Source organism: Aquamicrobium sp., from assembly GCF_023954335.1.
Taxonomy (GTDB): domain Bacteria; phylum Pseudomonadota; class Alphaproteobacteria; order Rhizobiales; family Rhizobiaceae; genus Aerobium.
In genome coordinates this window covers 142,585-161,646 of sequence record NZ_JAMLIE010000003.1, presented here as the reverse complement: position 1 = coordinate 161,646, position 19,062 = coordinate 142,585, and the positions used below count along the sequence as shown (strand labels likewise).

The 19,062-nt window shown below is 69.8% G+C and carries 11 protein-coding genes and 1 tRNA gene; 3 read left to right on the top strand and 9 right to left on the bottom strand.

Features of this window, described 5'->3' with window-relative positions; all coding sequences use genetic code 11:
* Window positions 1-24: 24 nt before the first annotated feature.
* Window positions 25-3,033: a CHAT domain-containing protein gene (locus tag M9945_RS18185; RefSeq protein WP_367945698.1), complete on the bottom strand. Its 3,009-nt coding sequence runs from the start codon at window positions 3,031-3,033 to the stop codon at window positions 25-27.
* A gap of 256 nt (window positions 3,034-3,289) precedes the next feature.
* On the opposite strand from M9945_RS18185, the gene M9945_RS18180 reads away from it, so the two are divergent.
* Entirely contained in the window at window positions 3,290-4,462 is a 1,173-nt protein-coding gene (locus tag M9945_RS18180) for a GGDEF domain-containing protein (RefSeq protein ID WP_367945697.1), read from the top strand.
* 10 nt (window positions 4,463-4,472) lie between these two features.
* Here M9945_RS18180 and M9945_RS18175 read toward each other — a convergent pair whose 3' ends face one another.
* From M9945_RS18175 to fdnG, 8 genes are all read right to left on the bottom strand, one after another.
* The gene (locus M9945_RS18175; RefSeq protein ID WP_367945696.1) at window positions 4,473-5,147 is read right to left on the bottom strand and encodes an ankyrin repeat domain-containing protein; all 675 of its coding nucleotides are present in this window, start codon (window positions 5,145-5,147) and stop codon (window positions 4,473-4,475) included.
* A 50-nt stretch (window positions 5,148-5,197) separates the two neighbouring features.
* Window positions 5,198-5,293 (bottom strand) — tRNA-Sec (locus M9945_RS18170).
* A complete protein-coding gene (selB, locus tag M9945_RS18165) occupies window positions 5,293-7,203 on the bottom strand; it encodes a selenocysteine-specific translation elongation factor (RefSeq protein ID WP_367945695.1) in 1,911 nt (636 codons plus the stop codon). The genes M9945_RS18170 and selB overlap by 1 nt, the downstream gene beginning before the upstream one ends.
* Entirely contained in the window at window positions 7,200-8,591 is a 1,392-nt protein-coding gene (selA, locus tag M9945_RS18160; protein ID WP_367945694.1) for an L-seryl-tRNA(Sec) selenium transferase, read from the bottom strand. Before selA ends, selB begins: the two co-directional genes overlap by 4 nt.
* Window positions 8,591-9,502: a formate dehydrogenase accessory protein FdhE gene (fdhE, locus tag M9945_RS18155; RefSeq protein ID WP_367945693.1), complete on the bottom strand. Its 912-nt coding sequence runs from the start codon at window positions 9,500-9,502 to the stop codon at window positions 8,591-8,593. Before fdhE ends, selA begins: the two co-directional genes overlap by 1 nt.
* A gap of 124 nt (window positions 9,503-9,626) precedes the next feature.
* Window positions 9,627-10,340: a formate dehydrogenase subunit gamma gene (locus M9945_RS18150; RefSeq protein WP_367945692.1), complete on the bottom strand. Its 714-nt coding sequence runs from the start codon at window positions 10,338-10,340 to the stop codon at window positions 9,627-9,629.
* Complete coding sequence (fdxH, locus tag M9945_RS18145; protein ID WP_367945882.1) at window positions 10,340-11,284, bottom strand: formate dehydrogenase subunit beta; 945 nt, start codon at window positions 11,282-11,284, stop codon at window positions 10,340-10,342. The genes M9945_RS18150 and fdxH overlap by 1 nt, the downstream gene beginning before the upstream one ends.
* 56 nt (window positions 11,285-11,340) lie before the next feature.
* A complete protein-coding gene (fdnG, locus tag M9945_RS18140) occupies window positions 11,341-14,424 on the bottom strand; it encodes a formate dehydrogenase-N subunit alpha (protein WP_367945691.1) in 3,084 nt (1,027 codons plus the stop codon).
* A 323-nt stretch (window positions 14,425-14,747) separates the two neighbouring features.
* On the opposite strand from fdnG, the gene selD reads away from it, so the two are divergent.
* Together selD and M9945_RS18130 are read left to right on the top strand one after the other, a co-directional pair.
* Window positions 14,748-15,806 (top strand): selenide, water dikinase SelD, encoded by a 1,059-nt coding sequence (gene selD / locus M9945_RS18135; protein ID WP_367945690.1) that lies wholly within the window; start codon window positions 14,748-14,750, stop codon window positions 15,804-15,806.
* Window positions 15,807-15,931: 125 nt separating this feature from the next.
* A complete protein-coding gene (locus tag M9945_RS18130) occupies window positions 15,932-18,919 on the top strand; it encodes a caspase family protein (RefSeq protein ID WP_367945689.1) in 2,988 nt (995 codons plus the stop codon).
* Window positions 18,920-19,062 lie beyond the last annotated feature (143 nt).

The following is a 19,062-nucleotide window of genomic DNA, read 5'->3' as shown; positions in this document are numbered from 1 at the left end:
CCGCGCCGCCCGGCGCGGCGGCGGTCAGTTCTCGAACAGGACGAAGGCGCCCCAGACCAGCGGGCTGCTTGCTGCGGGAAGCTCGCCGCCGATGGCGTCGCGCCGCGTCTGGCGCAGCGCCTCGGACCAGGTCCGCCCTTCGATCAGATATTCGTAGTAGCGCACCATGAACTCGGCGGTGCCGTCGTCGGCCACCGGCCACAGCGTCAGCAGAGAGCGCCGTGCGCCGGCGATGTCGATAGCCGTCGGCAGGCCGCGCAGGCCGCCGACGAAGGTTTCCTCGCCCCGCCCGGTCTCGCAGGCCGACAGGACCAGCAGCTCCAGCGCCCTCAGGTCCCAGCTCATCAGCTCGAAGGCGTAGAGCCGCCCGTCGGCCTCGTCGCGCGCCATCGCGTGCCGGTCGCCTGAGCCCGACAGGATCACCTCGCTCTGCCACAGCGTGTCGACATCGCTGGCCCCGCCCGCCCGGGCGCTGCGATAGGCGCCGTGGGTGGCGAGATGCGCGATGGTCGCGCCCTCCATCCGCTCGCGCAGCGCCGCCTCGCTGACCTCGCCGGCCGTCAGCGTGTCGATGGAAAGCCGGTCGCTCTTCAGGATGCCGGCGATCGCCTCGACCTCGCGCAGCGTGCCGGGCAGCGGCTCCGCGCCGCGCTCGTCGCCGCGGCTGTAGTCGATGCCGCCGGCGAGCACGGCGCGGCCGCCCTCCGCCAGCGTCTGGCCGGAAGACGGCCGGTAGAGGGCTTCCGGCCGCGTCAGGAAGCGCATCTCGAAACGCTCCTCCAGCAGCCGCCCCTCGGCGTCGGACAGCATCGAGAACGGCACCGCGAAGAGCTGCCCGTCGGGGATCACGAACACGGTCCCGGCTCCTTCGAGATCGGCCGCCAGAGGCGCGATCAGGCGCTCGTGAAGGTCGGAGAAGGTGCTGCGGGCGATGGTCAGCGGCACGGCGCCGCGCTCGCCGGAGGAGCGGGTGGAGCGCAGCGACGCCATTTGGGTCGTCGTGCCGCCGGCAACGATCTGCCGCGGGTCGCCGAGATGGCGCAGCACGGGCGCCGCGCCGGCGCGCGAGACGATGGCGTAGAGGCGGGTGTCGGCCAGCGGGTCTGCCGTCTCGCGGTCACTGCGCCACTGGCGGGTGATGAAATACTGGACGAGCACCTCGCCCGGCGCCAGCAGGTCGGCGGCGGCCGGCAGCGGCGCGGAAAGCTTATCCGGCGTCAGTTCATAGCGCTCGACGACGCGGCTGTTCAGCCGGCCTTCCAGTTCCCGAAGCGCCTCGACGAAGGTGAAGGCGAGGTCCTGCTCGCCGCCCGACGCGAACAGCTCGCGCGCGATGCGCGACTGGCGGGAGACCTGCCGCAGGAGATCCGCGCTCTCGGTGTCGTCGGCGTCGATCAGCCGCTCGATCTTCAAGAGGTTGTCGGCATCGACGGTGGAGAGCGAGGGCCAGCGGCGTGACGCGTCGGCGAAGGCGGGCACCACCGACGCGTCGAGCTCGGCGAGTCGGCCGTAATGGTAGAGCATGTCGTCGGCCATCGCGCGGGTGGTGTCGGCGACGTCGCGGTTGCCGGCATAGAACACCTGCAGGTAGACCCAGGCGAGCATTTCGCTGTCGATCGCCGCGAACTCCGCCGCGGCCGCCTTCGTGTCCGTCTCGGCCTTGGCGTTGGCGATGGCGATGCGGCCGGCGAAGGTCAGCGGATGGGTGGTGGTCATCTCGCTGCCGGCGATATTGTAGGCCTGCTCGAGATGCTTCATCCGCCGCTCGCCGTCGCCGACTTTCGCGAAGTGATCGGCGAGCAGGTTGGCCGCCTTGAGGCTGAGGATCGCCGGATAGTCGGCATCCGTGATCAGCGCATCCATGCGCGCGACGGCGGCCTCGTCCATCGGCTTCACGCCCGAGACGAGGTCGGTGTAGTCCAGCCACGCCTCCATGACCGGCAGGTTGGTCTCGTCGGCCGTGGCCACGACGATGTCGCGGCAGAGCGTGAACAGCTTGCGCGCGTTGTCCCAGTCGCCGAGGTCGAGGTAATTCTGGCCGTTGTTGTTGGCGCTGACCAGCGTGTTGAAATGGTTCTGCCCGTAGTGGCGGATGCGGTTCTCCAGCACCACGCGGTCGTATTCCAGCGCGCGCGACGGCGCGCCGAGGCCGCGCAGCACGTCGGCGAGGTTGTTGGCCAGACGCCATGTGATGGTGTCGTCGGGGCCGAGAACGTCGAGCGCGAGATCGTAATTGCTCTGCATCAGGCTGACGGCGGTGCCGTACTGGCCGATGTCGCCCATCGCCGTCGCCAGCTTGTCGTTGGCATGGATCAGCTCGCGCGATTCGTTGCCGTAATGGCGCGCGTAGAGATGGGTGGCGGTGGTGTAGAGCGGCACGAAGTGCTGCTGCGGGTCGATCACCGCCGTGCGGAACTGGGCATAGGCGAGGTAGAAGTCGGCCAGCTCCTTGATGTCGGCCTGCGCGGCCTGCGTCTGCGCGCCGTCGGCGAAGAGCTGCGTCGCCTGATCGTTCATGCCGTTGGCGTGAAAGAGGTTCGCCGCCTCCATGTACTGGCGGATGGTGAAGACGTGATGGTCCGTGCGGGCGCTGGCGAGAAGCGCCTCGCGCAGCCGGGGATAGCCCTCCTCGCCGCGTCCGGCCTGCATCAGGCTGAAGGCGCTGCGGATGCGCGCCTTCAGATGCGGCTCGCTGTTCTCGCCATGCGCGTCGCGGGCGCGTTTCTCGTAGAGCGCGGCGAGCTCGTCCTGCGCTGCCCCGTCGCCGAGCATGCCCTTGACGTCCATCAGCCGCTCGACCAGCAGGTCTCCTTTCGCCGGATCGGCGGGATCGAGCAGCGCAAGCAGCTCCTGCATCCGCGGGAAGAGCTCAGCATCGATGCGGGCGGCGTCACCCTGCTGGAAGAGCGCCTCCATCTCGGCGACGGCGGCGGCGCTGTCCGCCGGCTGGGCGGCGCCGGGCGAGGCAATGAGGAGGGGAAGGGCGAGAGCGGTGGAGAGGACGAGGCCGGTGCGAAGGAGAGAAAGACGCATGCGAAGAGTTTTGCCCGCAGATGAACGATCACGGAAACTGAACCGTTCGATGTGACCAAATCAAGTCCGGATCGACCGGCGATGCGCCGGAAGCCGAAGCGCCGCCTTCATCCGCCCGGATCACCCGGTTTCCGTTACCCTCCGTTCACCATCCGGCAAGAATGACGGGCCTGGCGCGGGCCGGCGACACGATTCGGCCGGCTTTTCGCCTTCTTTCTCCGGCGGCCCGTGTCCATGTTGGCCTAAAGAAGGTGGCATGCCGCATCTCGATTTCCTGACGCTCTACATCGTCATCTTTCTCATCTCCCTTACCATGACGGTGGTGTGGGCCGGCTTCGCCTACACCTATCGCCCGCACAGCGCCGCACGGCACTGGCTGGCTGCCTGCGTGCTGTCGCTGGTCGGCGGCGTCGTGCTTTCCGTCCAGGGCAACGAGGGCTCGCTCGTTCCCGCCATCGTCGGCAACGTCATCATCATCTTCGGCTTCTCCCAGTTCTGGATCGGCCTGCGGCGCTTCCGGAACATGGACGGAGGCCAGCTCCGGGCCGTCGGCCTCACGGTGCTCGCCGCGCTGGCGATGGTGGCGATGCACGACAACGACCGGGGGCGGGCGATGGTCTATTCCGCCGGCCAGGCGACGGTGATGCTGGTCTGCATCGTCCACCTCCTGCGCAACCGTATCCCCGGCATCGGCACGGCCATCGCCCTGACCGCCTTCGCGGTGGCGATGTTAGGCCAGCTCATGGTGGTGGGCTCGAACTGGGCGGTCCTGTCCGGCGCGCTCGATTTCCCGGTCTACTATTCGCTGGCGTCCTACGCGCTCCTGTGCACCATTTTCAGCGCCACGGTGTGGAACCTCGGCTTTGCGATGATGACCATCGACAAGCTCGTCCAGAATTTGAGCCGGCTGTCGCAGACCGACGAGCTGACCGGCCTCGCCAACCGCCGCGCGTTCAATGCCGGGCTGGAGGCGGCCCGGCGCAGGAGCGAGGCGACCGGCCTTTGCCATTGCGTGATCCTCGCCGACTTGAACGACTTCAAGGCGCTCAACGACAGGTTCGGGCACGGCGCGGGTGACCGGGCCCTCGGCGCCTTCGGCGGGCTGCTGCGCGCATGCGCGGGCGGCAACGCCGTGGTGGCGCGCCTCGGCGGCGACGAATTCTGCATCCTGCTGCCCGAGACGACCATCGACCAGGCCGGGGAAATCACGGCGGCGATCCGGGCCCGCATCGCCGCGACGCCGGTCGAGCTGCCGGGCGCCGGGCGCGTCGTCCTTTCCGCGAGCATCGGCGCCGCTGCCGAGACCGAGGCCCGCTCGGCGGGCGTCGACCTGCTGTCGCTCGCCGACAGGCGCCTCTACGCCGACAAGGCGCGGCACAAATCCGCCCGGCCGGACACGGCGGACCGCAAGCTCGTGCTCGTCTCGTAGAGTCCCGGCTTCAGCCGCCGCTTTCCAGCAGGGCCGCGATTTCCGAATAGCCGCGTGCGCGGGCATGGGCGAGGGGAAGCACCCCGTCGCGGTCGCCGATGGTCCGGTCCGCGCCGGCTTCGAGCAGCAGCCCCACCACCTGCCGGTGATCGCCGCCGCCGTCGCCCAGGACCACGGTTTCCATGAGCGCGGTCCAGCCGAGATTGTTGACGTGATCGAGCGGCGCGCCGGCCGCGACCAGCCGGCGAACGACCTCGACCCGGCCGAGATGCGCCGCGGCGATCAGGGCGGTGCCGCGATAGGGGCTCGTCGTCAGCCCGGCATCGTTGCCGAGGTCGATGGCGAGCGACATCAGCTCCGGATCGTCGGCGACGGCGGCGATGGTGACGACGTCGTAGGCCTGGCTGTCCAGCGCGTTCATGTCCGCGCCCGCCTCGGCCAGCGCCCGCAGCGCCGCGTCATGGGAGGCGAAGGCGGCGACATGGGCCGGCGTGCGGCCGTGCCCGTCGCGCGCGTTCACATCCGCGCCGGCGGCGGCGAGGCGGCGGACCTCCTCGGCGTCGCCCGCGTGGGCGGCCTTGTGAAGGTCCCGATAGGCGGCGATCTCGGCCGGCGACGGCGCGATCTGCGCCCCGGCCGCGGACGGCATGGCGAGCAGCAGGCAAAAGACGATCCGGCGCAGCATGCGGGGCACCTCCCTCGATGATGGCGACCCCTGCGGAGGGCCGCGGCGACTGGCGGAAAGGAGTGGGAGTCGAACCCACCCGGGACAGGCTCGCTGCCCCAACCGGATTTGAAGTCCGGCCATGCCACCGGGCATGATTCCCTTCCTATTCACCGGCTCCGAACAGGTCGGCGCGATGCGGATTTATGCGGCGCAGGTCGCCGCGGCGCAAGGTCACGCCGAGCCGGTCGAAGAATTCAAGGATCTCGATGGCGACCTTGCGGCCGTTCTGCACCCGGTCGCGAAAGGCCGGGGCGGTGAACCAGCCGCCTTCGCCCGCCGCCGCGACGGCCTCGATGATCGCCACCATCTCGCGCGTGGTCTGGCGGGTGAAGAAATGATCGTGCCGGATCTGGTCGGTCCGCCCGAGCTTCTGCGTCAGCCGCAGCACGCGCCGCACCTCGCGCTCGTCCGCGCCGAGCTCGTCGGCGAGGTCGCGCACGCGCGGCGTGCGGAACCGCTCCTCGCCCGAGAGCCGGGGCAGGATGCGATGCCAGAGCGCCTCGTCCGCGGGCGAAAGCTTCACCTCGTGGCCGGGCAGGCGGACGAAGGAGCCGTCGAGCACCGCGCGGCCGGCTGTGGCCTCGCCGCGCAGGAAGGTCGCGAACGCCTCCTTCGGCAGGCGCGGCGACAGGGAAAGGCGCAGTTTCTCGCGGCCGATCCCGGCATGGTCGGGGTTGTCGGCGTGGAAGGCTTCCAGCGTCGCGACGAGCCCGGCGCGCAGCGCGCAGAGGGTGGGCCGCGACAGCGCGAGCTGGCCGACGGTCTCGACCTCCGCGCCGGCGACGAGCGCCGGCCCTGCCTCGGCGTCCAGGCCACGGTCGCGCAGGAAGGCCGGCAGCTCCACCGGCCCGACCGCCGACAGCCCGGCGAGCGCCCCGGCCGGATCGGCGGCACGCGCCGCGGCGAGCGAGGCGAGACGCTCGGGCGTGCGGCGCTTGCGCGCCGGGGGCCGCAAATCGAGGAACCGGCCGCCGCCGATGGTGCGGCTGGCCGAGGTGTCGCGCAGGATGAAGCGGTCGCCGACCGTCGCGGCAATGGGGCGGTCGAGCACGAGCTGCACGAAGCCGCGTCCGCCCGGCGCTGGCTGCTCCCCGAGCGGCACGATCCGCGCGCCGACCTCGACCGCATGGCTGTGCAACCGCGCCGGAAACCATGTGCCGACCGGCCTCGGCTCGGAGGCAAGCACGTCGAGCTCGGCGTCGATCCGGTCGGTGGGCGCATGAAGGGCAGGAGCCAGCACCATGTCGCCCCGATGGATCGCCTCTCTGGTGACGCCGTCGCCGGCAAGGTTGAGCGCGCAGCGCTGCCCGGCCCGGCCCTCGCGAGCCTTGCGGTTCTGCGCGTGGAGGCCACGCACCCGCGCCGTCAGGCCGGAGGGGCTGACGGTGACGATGTCGTCCACCGCCACCCTCCCGGCAAGCACCATGCCCGTGACCACGGTGCCCGCGCCGGCGAGGGTGAAGCTGCGGTCGACGGCGAAGCGGAGCGGCCCCGCCGTCTCGGGCTGCACCGTCGCGGCCTCGGCGGCGATCAGGGCGGCGCGCAGTTCCTCCATCCCCTCGCCGGTCAGCGACGAGACCGCGATCATCGGGGCGTCGCACAGGCCGGTCGCCGCCAGCGCGGCGCAGATTTGCTCCGTCACCTCGGCGCGACGTTCGGACCCGGCGAGATCGGCCTTGGTCAGGGCGACGATGCCGCGCCCGATGCCGAGAAGATCGAGGATCGCCAGATGCTCGCGCGTCTGCGGCATCACCCCGTCGTCGGCGGCGACCACCAGCAGCGCGAAGTCGATGCCGCCCGCGCCGGCCAGCATGGTGTGGATCAGCCGCTCGTGCCCCGGCACGTCGACGAAGCCGGTGACGGCGCCGCCGCCGAGATCGGCATAGGCGAAGCCGAGGTCGATGGTGATGCCGCGCGCCTTCTCCTCGGCGAGGCGGTCGGCGTCGGTGCCGGTCAGCGCCTTCACCAGCGCCGTCTTGCCGTGGTCGATATGCCCGGCCGTGCCGACGATCATAGCGCGGCGAGCGCGTCGAGAAGGTCCGCGTCCCTGTCGAGGCAGCGCAGGTCGAGGATCAGCGCCCCGCCGCCTATATGGCCGATCACCGGTTGCGGCAGCGCGCGCAGCCGTGCCGCAAGCCTGTCCGGCGCGTCGCCGCCGGCTCCCGGACCCGCGGCGGTCGTCAGTCGCAGGCCCGCGCTCGGGATCGTGTCGACGGGCAGCGCGCCCGACCCGATCTGGCTGGCGCAGTCGCAAGGCGCGGCGGTGAAGCCGTGCGGCGCCAGCGCCGCATCGACGAGGGGCGCGAGCCGCGCCGCCTGCGCCGCGATCTCGGCTTGCGGGCGCGCGAGATGGCGCAGAGTCGGCAGGCGCTCGGCCAGCCGGTCGGGATCGCGGTAGAGGCGCAGCGTCGCCTCGAGCGCGGCGATGCGGATCTTGTCGAGCCGGACGGCCCGCTTGAGCGGGTTCCTGTCGATGGCGGCGATCAAATCCCTGCGCCCGACGATGAAGCCCGCCTGCGGCCCGCCGAGCAGCTTGTCGCCCGAGAAGGTGACGAGGTCCGCGCCCTCGGCCACCGCCTCGGCGACTGTGGGCTCGCGCCGCAGGCCCCACGCCGCGAGATCGGCGAGCGAGCCGGAGCCGAGGTCGTTCAAAAGCGGCACCCCTGCCTTGCCCGCGATCTGCGCCAGTCGCGGCGCGGGCACCTCGGCGGTGAAGCCCTCGATGCGGTAGTTCGAGGTATGGACCTTGAGGATGACGCCGGTGTCGGAGCCGATCGCGCCCTCGTAGTCGCGCGGATGGGTGCGGTTGGTGGTGCCGACCTCGACGAGGCGCGCGCCGGCGCGGGCCATGATGTCGGGCAGGCGGAAGGCGCCGCCGATCTCGATCAGCTCGCCGCGCGAGACGATGGCCTCGCGCCCCTGCGCCAGCGTGTTGAGCGCGATCAGCACGGCGGCGGCGTTGTTGTTGACGATCGTCGCGTCCTCGGCTCCGGTCAGCTCGCGCAGCAGCCCGCGCAGATGATCGTCGCGCTGGCCGCGCCCGCCGCCGTCGAGGTCGAACTCCAGCGCCAGCGGGTTGGCCATCGCCTCTGTCGCGGCCTTGATCGCCGCCTCGGCGAGGATGGCGCGGCCGAGATTGGTGTGCAGCACGGTGCCCGAGAGATTGAGCACGGGACGCAGGGCGGAGCGCGCGGCGGCGTCGAGATCGCCGGCGACGAGATCGGGCAGCCGTGCCGCCAGCGCACCGCCGTCCTCGCCGGCGCGGATCGCGGCGCGCATCGCCTCGAGCCGGGCCCTGACGGCGGCGAGCACCGCCGTCCGCCCATGCCGCTCGACCAGCGCCTTGCCCGTATCGGCGACAAGGAACTGGTCGACGGACGGCAGGACACGGAAACCCTGCATCAGTACCCCACGAGGAACGGGTTGAAACCCGCGCGGCGAAACCCGGTGTCCTTCATCAGCATGTCGAGGCCGAGGCTGCCGACATCGTCGACGACCGGGTCGAGGCTGGGGTTCCTGACCCGGTAGAAGATCTTGACCCAGGAGGAGCATTCCCGGCAGGTCTCGGCCTTGACGGTGGCGTCGTGGGTTTCGGCCGAGCGGTAGCTGATGCCCTTGGTCGAACCGCAGGCGAGGCACTTGACCCGCACCTCGTTCCACTGCGTCGCGCAGCAGGCGCAGGCGGCGTAGCGGACGCTCTCGATCCCCGGCGCGCTCATCACCGAGGAGGTGACGGGCCGGCCGCCGCAGGCGGGGCAGGCGCCGACCCCTACGGGAACCAGCTTTCCTGCATCGAGCGTGGCGGCGAGCCGCGCCAGATGGACCTGCACCGCCGCCGCCGCGAAGAGATGCGGCGCGATGCTGTCCTGCGGCACGACGTCGGCGAGGATGTTGCCGAGCAGCCAGCGCCGGTCGGCCTCGCCCGCCGCCTGCACTGCCGAGAGCGCGAGGCGCGCCGGCTCGGGCATGGCGAGCGCGGCCGCGCCCTCGCACAGCGCTGCGAGCGTCGCAGTGAGCGCCGGATCGTCCGCCAGTGCGGCCCGGTCGATGGGCGGCATCGCGCCGGCCGCCGCGGTGCGCAGCCGTTCGGGCGACGGCGGGGTCACGGGCGGCAGGGTGACGGCGAGCCGCGCCTGAAGCGCGGAAAGCCCGGCGAGGAACGTGAGGTACGGGGCGAGCTCGCTGGTCTCGGCGAGAAAGGCGAAGCGCTTCCTGCGGGTCTGGAAAAGCCCGACCGGATCGGGGAGGAGCGCCAGCGGCGCCTCGGGCACGCCGCCGATGAGGGACGGGTCGGGTTGTAGCGTCTCGGCCATCTCAACTCCGCTCGGGTCGGTGGCGACCGGCCCTCGATACCCCGGCTTTCAGCATCGCCGGCTTCCATGGCGAAGACGGGCCCTCCGCCGGCGAAGGGTCCGTCCGAAGGCTCGGGGGCTGCCGTTATTGTGCCGGGTCCCTGTCCGCGCGTCCAGCCAGTTCGCGCAGCCATTTGCGGTGATGGCGCCAGGCCCAGCCGCCGGTGACGGTGCCGCGCGTCATCGCCCGGATCGTCCCGCGCGTCCAGATCGCCGCATAGACATGCAGGATGAAGACGAGGATCGACAGGAAGGCGGCGGTGGCGTGGACCGCGACCGCGATCCGCCGCGCCGGGATCGAGGCGAGGACGGGCGCGTAGTCGCGCCACAGCGGGATATACTGCTCCCAGATCATCACCCCGCTGGCGATCATCACCAGGATCAGCACCGCCATCGCCCAGAAGACGAGCTTCTGCCCGGCATTGTACTTGCCGAGCTCGGGCAGCTTCTCCTCGTTGCCCTTCAGCACCTCGCCGATGTTCAGCGACCAGTCGACGTCCTCGCGCCGGGGCAGGTTCAGCCTCCACATCTGCAGGAACAGCAGCAGGAAGCTGAAGAACAGGGCGACGCCGACGATGGGGTGCAGCCAGCGCGTGGTCTGGCCGCCGCCGAACAGGCCGGTCAGCCAGAAGAGCGAGGGGTGGAAGAAGGCGAGGCCCGACAGCAGGAGCACGATCATGCACGCCGCCGTGACCCAGTGGTTCAGCCGGGTGATGCCTCGATAGCGGTTGACGAGCACCGGCTTGCGGGACTCGATCCTGTCGCCGGGCGCCGAATGGATGCGTCTGCGCTCGCCCATCACGCCTCCTCGCCGCGACCGGTCTCATCGGCTTCGGCGCCGCCGTCGGTCTCGACCAGCGCCTCGGCTTCCTCGTCGTCGTGCTCGGAGACCTCGTTCGGCCGGGCCAGGAGGCCATGCAGCACCGCGCCGGCCGCGGCAATGCCCGCGGCGGCGAGGCCGACCGTCTTGGCCGTGCCCTTCCAGCCCTCGACGACGCGCGAGATGTGCGGATCGTCGGGCAGGTCGGAATAGAGCGAGGGCTTGTCGGCGTGGTGCAGGACGTACATCACATGCGTGCCGCCGACGCCTTGCGGGTCGTAGAGCCCGGCATTGTCGTAGCCGCGCGACTTCAGGTCCTCGACCCGCTCCTCGGCCAGCGCGATCATGTCGTCCTTGGTGCCGAAGGTGATCGCCTGGGTCGGGCAGGCCTTGGCGCAGGCCGGGCCCTGGCCCACCGCCACCCGGTCCGAGCACAGCGTGCATCTCTTGGCGACATGCGCCGTCTTCGAGATGCGCGGGATGTTGAACGGGCAGCCGGCGATGCAGTAGCCGCAGCCGATGCAGTTCTCCGAGATGAAGTCGACGATGCCGTTCGAGTATTGCACGATGGCGCCGGGCGCCGGGCAGGCCTTGAGGCAGCCCGGGTCCTCGCAATGCATGCAGCCGTCCTTGCGGATCAGCCATTCGAGGTCGCCGCTCTCGGGATTCTCGTATTCCGAGAACCGCATCAGCGTGAACATGTCCGGTGTCAGGTCGTGGGGATTGTCGTAGACGCCGACGTTCTCCTCGAGCTCCGGATGGGTGTCGTTCCATTCGACGCAGGCCGACTGGCACGCCTTGCAGCCGATGCATTTCGACGCGTCGATCAGCTTGGCGACCTTGGTCAGCTGCCGCTCGGGCTCGGGCACGCTGGCCGTGGCCGAGACCATGACGACATCGCCGGGCAGGAGGTTCGAGGCCATCGGCTGCACCGGCGGGTTGGCCACCGCCGTGACGGGTTGGGGCGCTCTTTCGCTCGTCATGCCGTCGCCTCCTCTCCGGCCGGCTCGATGTTGACGAGGAAGGCCTTGAACTCGGGCGTCTCGATATTCGCGTCGCCGACGAAGGGGCCGAGCGAGTTCGGGCCGAAGCCCTTGCGCGCCGCGCCCTTGAAGCCCCAGTGAATGGGGATGCCGACGATGTGGACCGTCTTGCCGTCGCAGGTCAGCGGCCTGATCCGCTTGGTGACGACGGCCTTGGCCCAGATCTGGCCGCGGCTCGACCACACCCGGACCCGCCCGCCCTTGGCGATGCCCTTCTCGGCCGCCAGCTCCTCGCTGATCTCGACGAAGAACTCGGGCTGGTTGACCGCGTTCACGCGGTTGTGCTTCGTCCAGTAGTGGAAGTGCTCGGTCAGCCGGTAGGAGGTGGCGACGAACGGGAACGCGTCGCTGGTGCCGAGGCTGGCCACGTCGCTCGGGAAGATGCGGGCGACGGGGTTGCCGCGCATCCCGCGGTTGAGCGGGTTGGCCACCGGGCTCTCGAACGGCTCCATATGGGTCGGGAACGGTCCGTCCCGCATCAGCCGCCGCGAGAAGAACCGGGCGGTCCCTTCGGGGTTCATGATGAAGGGGCCGACCTCGCGCGGATTGGCGGTCACCGCGATGTCTGGCACGTCGACGCCTGTCCAGCGCTCGCCGTTCCATTCGATCAGCCGGCGGGTCGAATCCCACGGCTTGCCGTCGATGTCGCACGAGGCCCGGTTGTAGAGCACCCGCCGGTTCGCCGGCCACGAGAACGACCAGTTCTGGAACGTCCCCATATTGCCGGGATCGGCGTTGTCGCGGCGCGCCATCATGTTGCCGTCCGGCGTCCAGCAGCCGGTGTAGATCCAGCAGCCGCCCATGGTCTTGCCGTCGGCGCGCATCTGGCCGAAGCTCGACAGCTGCTGGCCCTTCGCCAGCACCACCTTCGTCAGGTCGTCCGGGTCGGCGATGTCCTCCAGCGCCTTGCCGTTCAGCTCCATCGCCAGCTCGGCCGGCGTCGGATGCAGCGGGTCCTCGTACTCCCAGGCAAGGTTGAGGATCGGCTCGGGCGCCGGCCCGCCTTCCGTGCGGTAGAGCTCGCGCACCCGCTGGAAGATGTTGGCCATGATGGCGATGTCGGTTTTGGCCTCGCCCGGCGGGGTCGCCCCCGCCCAGTGCCATTGCAGCCAGCGGCCCGAATTCACCGTCGCGCCCTCGTCCTCGGCGAAGCAGGTGGTAGGCAGTTCCAGCACCTCGGTCTCGATCCTCGACGGGTCGACGTCGTTGTAGATGCCGTGGTTCTCCCAGAAGGACGCGGTCTCCGTCTCCAGCGGGTCCATGACGACCAGGAGCTTCAGCTTCGAGAAGGCTTCCGTGAGCTTGCCCCGGTTGGGGAAGGCCAGGATCGGGTTGAAGCCCTGGCAGAAATAGACGTTCACCTCGCCATTGTTCAGCTTCTCGAACATCTTCATCGCGTCGTATTGCGCGATGTCGAGCTTGGGCAGCCAGTCATAGCCCCAGCCGTTGTCGGCTGTCGCGTGCTCGCCCCACATCGACTTCATGAAGCTGACGAAGAACTTCTCGTAGTTCTGCCAGTAGCTCATCTGGCCCGGCCGCAGGGGCTTGTTGCCGCGCGTCGAGATGTAGGCCGCGTAGTCAGGCTCGCTCTCGCGCGGGATCGCCAGATAGCCGGGGATCAGGTTGGACATCAGCCCGACATCGGTCAGGCCCTGGATGTTGGAATGGCCGCGCAGGGCGTTCATCCCGCCGCCGGCGACGCCGATATTGCCCAGCAGGAGCTGGAGCATGGCCATGCCGCGGATGTTCTGCGAGCCCTTCGAATGTTGCGTCCAGCCGAGCGCATACATCGAGGTCATGGTCTTGTCGGGCGCCGAGGTCTCGCCGATCATCTCGCAGATCCTGAGGAACCGGTCCTTCGGCGTGCCGCACAGATTCTCGACGAACTCGGGCGTGTAGACGTCGACGTGCTTCTTCAGGAGCTGCCAGACGCAGCGCGGATGCTGAAGCGTGTCGTCGACCTTGACGTAGCCGTCGTCGCCGAACTCGTATTCCCAGCTCGTCTGGTCGTAGCTGCGGCTCTCCTCGTCATAGCCGGTGAACATGCCATCCTGCCAGCCGAAGTCCTCGCGCACGATGTAGCCGACATTGGTGTAGTTGCGGACATAGTCCCACTGCACCTTGTCGTTCTCGATGCACCAGCGGATCACGCCCATCAGGAAGGCGATGTCCGAGCCGGGACGGATCGGGGCGTAGTAGTCGGCCACCGAGGCCGAGCGGTTGAAGCGCGGATCGACCACGATCAGCCTTGCGCCGCGATGGTGCTTGGCCTCCGTCACCCATTTGAAGCCGCACGGATGCGCTTCGGCGGCGTTGCCACCCATGATGACGACGAGGTCGGTGTTCTTGATGTCGGTCCAGGAGTTCGTCATCGCTCCACGGCCAAAAGTCGGGCCCAAACTGGACACCGTGGGGCCGTGTCAGACGCGCGCCTGGTTGTCGAATCCGACGATCCCCATGGAGCGGACCACCTTGTAGGTCATCCATGAGGTCTCGTTCGTGGTCGCCGACGCCGCGAGGAACCCGGTCGAGGTCCATCGGTTGACGGTGACGCCCCTGTCGTTCTTCTCGACGAAGTTGGCGTCGCGGTCGTCCTTGACGGCGCGGGCGATCTTGTCGAAGGCCTCGTCCCAGCTGATATCCTGGAAGCGGTCGGAGCCGGGTGCGCGGTAGCGCGGCCGCGTCAGGCGCGTCTCGGCCTTGACGTAGTCCTTGAGCGCGGCGCCCTTGGGGCAGAGCGTGCCGCGGTTGGTCGGGTGGTCCGCGTCGCCCTCGATGTGGATCAGGTCGGCCTTCTCGCCGGCGGCCAGATCGCCCTTCGAATACATGATGATTCCGCAGGCGACGGAGCAATAGGTGCAGATGTTGCGGGTTTCGGTGGTGGTGGCGAGCTTGAAGCCGCGCACATGGGCGGCCGTCGCCGCCTCGGCTTGCCCGAAGCCCATCGCACCGAGCGATGTGGCTGCCACCCCGGCGCCCGTCAGCTTCAGGAAGCTGCGGCGCGTAAGGTCGATATTCACGGGGTTTCTCCCTTCACTGCCTGTCTTTTGGATAGGTTGCTACAGGTCGTTACAATCCGCCTTTACCTCAATTGATCATGGCATGATCCATCCAATAGGTGCCGGTGTCAAATTAAACAGCGATATATCGATTCATATACAACGACTTGACTTGCGGTCGATTTCCGCCGCCGCGGCCGCGTCTTGTTCCGGAGGGCCGGGCGAGGTTCGGTTGCTTGCCGCCGCCGGCCGAAGGTGGCACAAGATCGGGCAGGCCCGATGCCGCCCGTGCACCGCCCGCCGGTGCGCCCGGGGCGACGGCACGGGCAAGGAAGGAGTGCCCGATGAACGAGATGTCCGCCCCGCAGGAGCCGCGCCTGACCTCGCTCGCCCATGGCGGCGGCTGCGGCTGCAAGATTGCGCCCGGCGTGCTCGCCGACATCCTGCGCGGCGGCTCGGGGCTCGCCGTGCCGCCGGAGCTTCTGGTCGGCATCGAGACCTCGGACGATGCCGCGGTGTACAAGATCAACGAGCGGCAGGCGCTGGTCGCCACCACCGACTTCTTCATGCCCATCGTCGACGATCCCGGCGATTTCGGCCGCATCGCCGCCACCAACGCCATCAGCGACGTCTATGCGATGGGCGGCACGCCGCTCTTCGCCCTGGCGATCGTCGGCATGCCGATCAGCCGCATCTCGACCGCGACCATCGGCGCGATCCTCGACGGCGGCGGCGCCGCCTGCCGGGAGGCGGGCATCCCCATCGCCGGCGGGCACACGATCGATTCGGTCGAGCCGATCTACGGGCTGGTCGCGGTCGGGCTGGTCGACCCGGCGTATCTGAAGCGCAACGCCAACGCACGGCCCGGCGACGTGCTGATCCTCGGCAAGCCGCTCGGCGTCGGCGTGTTCTCGGCCGCGCTGAAGAAGGAAAGGCTCGATGCCGGCGCCTATGCCGCCATGGTCGCCTCGACGACGAAGCTGAACACGCCCGGCCCCCGCCTCGGCGCGCTGGCCGGCGTCCATGCGATGACCGACGTCACCGGCTTCGGCCTTGCCGGCCATGCGCTGGAGATGGCGCGGGGCTCGGGCGCCCGCATCCGCATCGACTGGGCGGCCGTGCCGCTGCTGGCCGGCGCGCGCGATCTCGCTGCCGCCGGGTTCGTCACCGGCGCGTCGGGCCGCAACTGGGCGAGCTACGGGCATGAGGTGCGCCTCGCCCCGGCGCTCGGCGACGTCGATCGCGCCCTGCTGTGCGACCCGCAGACCAGCGGGGGGCTGCTGGTCGCCTGCGCGCCCGAGGCGGCCGGCGAGGTTCTCGCCATCTTCCGCGAAGAGGGCTTTGCCGAGGCCGCTTCCATCGGACGGGTCGAGGCCGGCGCGCCCGAGCTCGCCGTCGCCTGAGCGACAGGTTCGGCGAAGCGGCGGATGACCGGGGGATTTTCCCCGCGCGGCCGTTCCCGTCGCAAATTTGCCGCGAAGCCGCTATGTCTTGCGCCCGATCTTTCGAAAAGGGCAGAACCGCAGCCATGACCGCCTCTCGCGCAACGGGCGCGCTGTTCGCCATATTCGTCGCCCTGCTCTTCGCCCTGCCGGCGCAGGCGCAGAAGAAGCTTTCGGGCGTCGCGCTGGTGATCGGCCAGTCGGCCTACGAGCACATCGCGCCGCTGCCCAACCCGGCCAATGATGCGCGCGAGATGGTGAAGCTCCTGACCGATCTCGGCTTCGACGCGCGCTCCGTCACCGACCGCGACGCAGGCCGGCTGCGCCGCGACCTCGAACGCTTCGCCGAGGACGCCGAGGAGGCCGACGTCGCCTTCCTCTATTATTCCGGCCACGGCATCGAGGCCGGCGGCGAGAACTGGCTGCTGCCGGTCGATGTCGACCACGGCTCGCTCGACAGCGCCGAGGAAACGATGGTGCCGCTGTCGGGGCTGATCGAGAAGCTGAAGCGGAGCGTGCCCGTCACCATCGTGCTGCTCGACGCCTGCCGCACCAATCCGTTTCCCGCCGGGTCGCTGGTGCGCGCGACGCCCGGCGCCGAGCCCGCGCCGATGGGCGAGAGCGGGCTGACCGCCGTGCGTGGCGCGACGAGCCTCGCTGAGGCGCGGCCGTCGAACGACAATCTCGGCACCGTCATCGGCTTCGCCGCCGAGCCCGGCCTGCCGGCGCTCGACGGCGCGCCGGGGGCGAACAGCCCCTACGCCACGGCGCTGTTGCGGCATCTGGCGGCGATGGGAGGGGCGGAGTTCGGCCAGGTCATGCGCATGGTGACGGAGGAGGTCTACCTTTCGACCCGCACCCAGCAGCGGCCGTGGGTCAACGAGAGCCTGCGCCGCCAGCTCTATTTCGGCGTCGCGCCGGACGAGCCGCAAGGCGACGAGGCGCTGGTGACGGGCGAGCGGCGGCAGCTTTTGCTGACCATCGCCGAGTTGCCCGACATCAACCGGTTGCAGGTCGAGAAGGTCGCGCTGCGCGACGGCGTGCCGCTCGACGCGCTCTACGGCATCCTGCGGGCGCTGGACGAGACGGCCGAGCCGCCCTCCGACCCGAGCGAGATGGAGAAGATGCTGGAGGCGCAGGCCGGGCGGCTGCGCAAGATGCTGTCGGAGCGCGCCGCGCTGCGCACCGATGATCCCGAGATCGCGCGGCTGTCGGAAGCCGCGGACAGGGCGATCGCCGAAGGCGCGATCCGGACGGCGCGCCTGTTCATGGATCGCGCCGTCGCCCGCGTCGAGGAGACCCGGCAGGACGTCGACGACCTCGAGGAGCTGCTGCGCCGCAAGCGCATCGCCGACGCCGCGATCTATGCGCGCCGGGCCGACGCGTCGGCTCTCGTCTTCGCCTTCACCGAGGCCGCCGACGATTACGGCCGCGCCTTCGACCTCGTCGAGAAGTGGGACGAGGATCTCGCCTGGAACTACAAGAACATGCAGGCCGAGGCGCTGCGCAGCCACGGGCGGGCGACGGGCGAGCGCGCGGCGCTCGACGCGGCGCTGGCGGCCTACGACACGATCCTGCGCATGCTGCCGTCGGACGACCGCGGTTCCGAATGGGCGATCACCCGCAACAACATGGCCGTCGTGCTCAACGACATCGGCGAGCGCGGGGAGGATGCCGCCGACCTCCTCAAGGCCATGACGATGTTCGAGGAATCGATGGCCGTGTTCGAGCGGCTCGGCGACGACGCCAACTGGTCGGCGGCGCAGAACAATATCGGCAACATCCATCTGGCGCTCGGCCAGCGCGAGGCCGACCCCGCGCGCATCGAGCAGGCGATCGAGGCGTTCCGCGCCGCGCTTGCCCGGCGCGAGCGCGCCAGCGTGCCGATGGAGTGGGCCTCGACGCAGATCAATATCGGGCTGGCGAGCTTCACCCTCGGCGAGCGTCGCGGCGACGCCGCCCTGATCGCCGAGGCCGAGGCGGCTTACCGCGCGGCGCTCGAGGTGTTCACCCGCGAGGCGAGCCCGATGGACTGGGGCATGGCCCAGAACAATCTCGGCAACACGCTCAACGCGCTCGGCCTGCGCTCGAACGACATTTCCTATCACGACCGGGCCGCCGAGGCGTTCGAGGCGGCGCTTGAAGTGCGCACGCGCGAGGCTTGGCCGCAGATGTGGGCGACGACGCAGGTCAATCTCGGCAACACCTATGTCCACCGCGCCCGCCACGACCTCGACACGGAAAATCTCGAAAAGGCGCGCGCGGCCTACGAGGCGGCGCTGACCGTTCTCGACCGTCGCGCCAGCCCGCTCAATTGGGCGTCGGCGCAGAACAATCTCGGCAACGCGCTGCAGACCATCGGCCAGCGCACCGCCGACGTCGAGGTGCTGCAACAGGCAGTGGACGCGTTCAACAACGCCCGCCGGGTCTACAAGCGCAAGGAATTCCCCATCGACTGGGCGATGACCCATCACAATGTCGGCAACACGCTGCGCCTGATGGCGACGGTGTCGAACGAGCCGGCGCACTACCGGGGCGCGGTGACGGCCTTCCGGCAGGCGTTGTCCGAATACAGGCGCGAGGCCATGCCGATGCAGTGGGCCAACACGATGGCGATGATGGGCGGGGCCTTGCAGGGCATGTCCTACACCGACGAGACGCTGGACAGCCTGACGCAAGCGGTGGAGGCGACCCGCGCCGCGCTGGAGGTTCTCACCGTGGACAACGCGCCGGTGGAATGGGCGACCGCCCAGAACACGCTCGGCACCTGCCTCCTCAACCTGTCGACCCGCAGCGGCGACGGGGCGACGCTGGCCGATGCGCTCGCCGCCTTCGAGGCGAGCAAACAGGTGTTCGATCGCGACAGCCAGCCGCTGCAATGGGCGTTTGCCGAGAACAACATCGGCGACGTCCACTGGAACCTCGCCGCGCTCGGCGGCGGAAAAGCCGAATACGCCAAGGCCATCGAGCGCTTCGAGAACGCCAAGCAGGCTTTCGGCGAAAACGGCCAGCTCGGCGCGGTGATGCTGTCGGAGCAGAAGATTTCCCTGATCCGCCAGGCGATGGAGGAATAGCGCCGCCGCCGGGCGGCCCCTTGAGCCGCCCGGCGGGCATCGGACCGTCCTACCGGTCGGCCGGGGATCGCGGCGCGGACCGGTCGTCGGTGTTCGGAGGGCCGAAAAGGTGCTCCGGCACCGAGCCGGAACGTGCGAGCGGC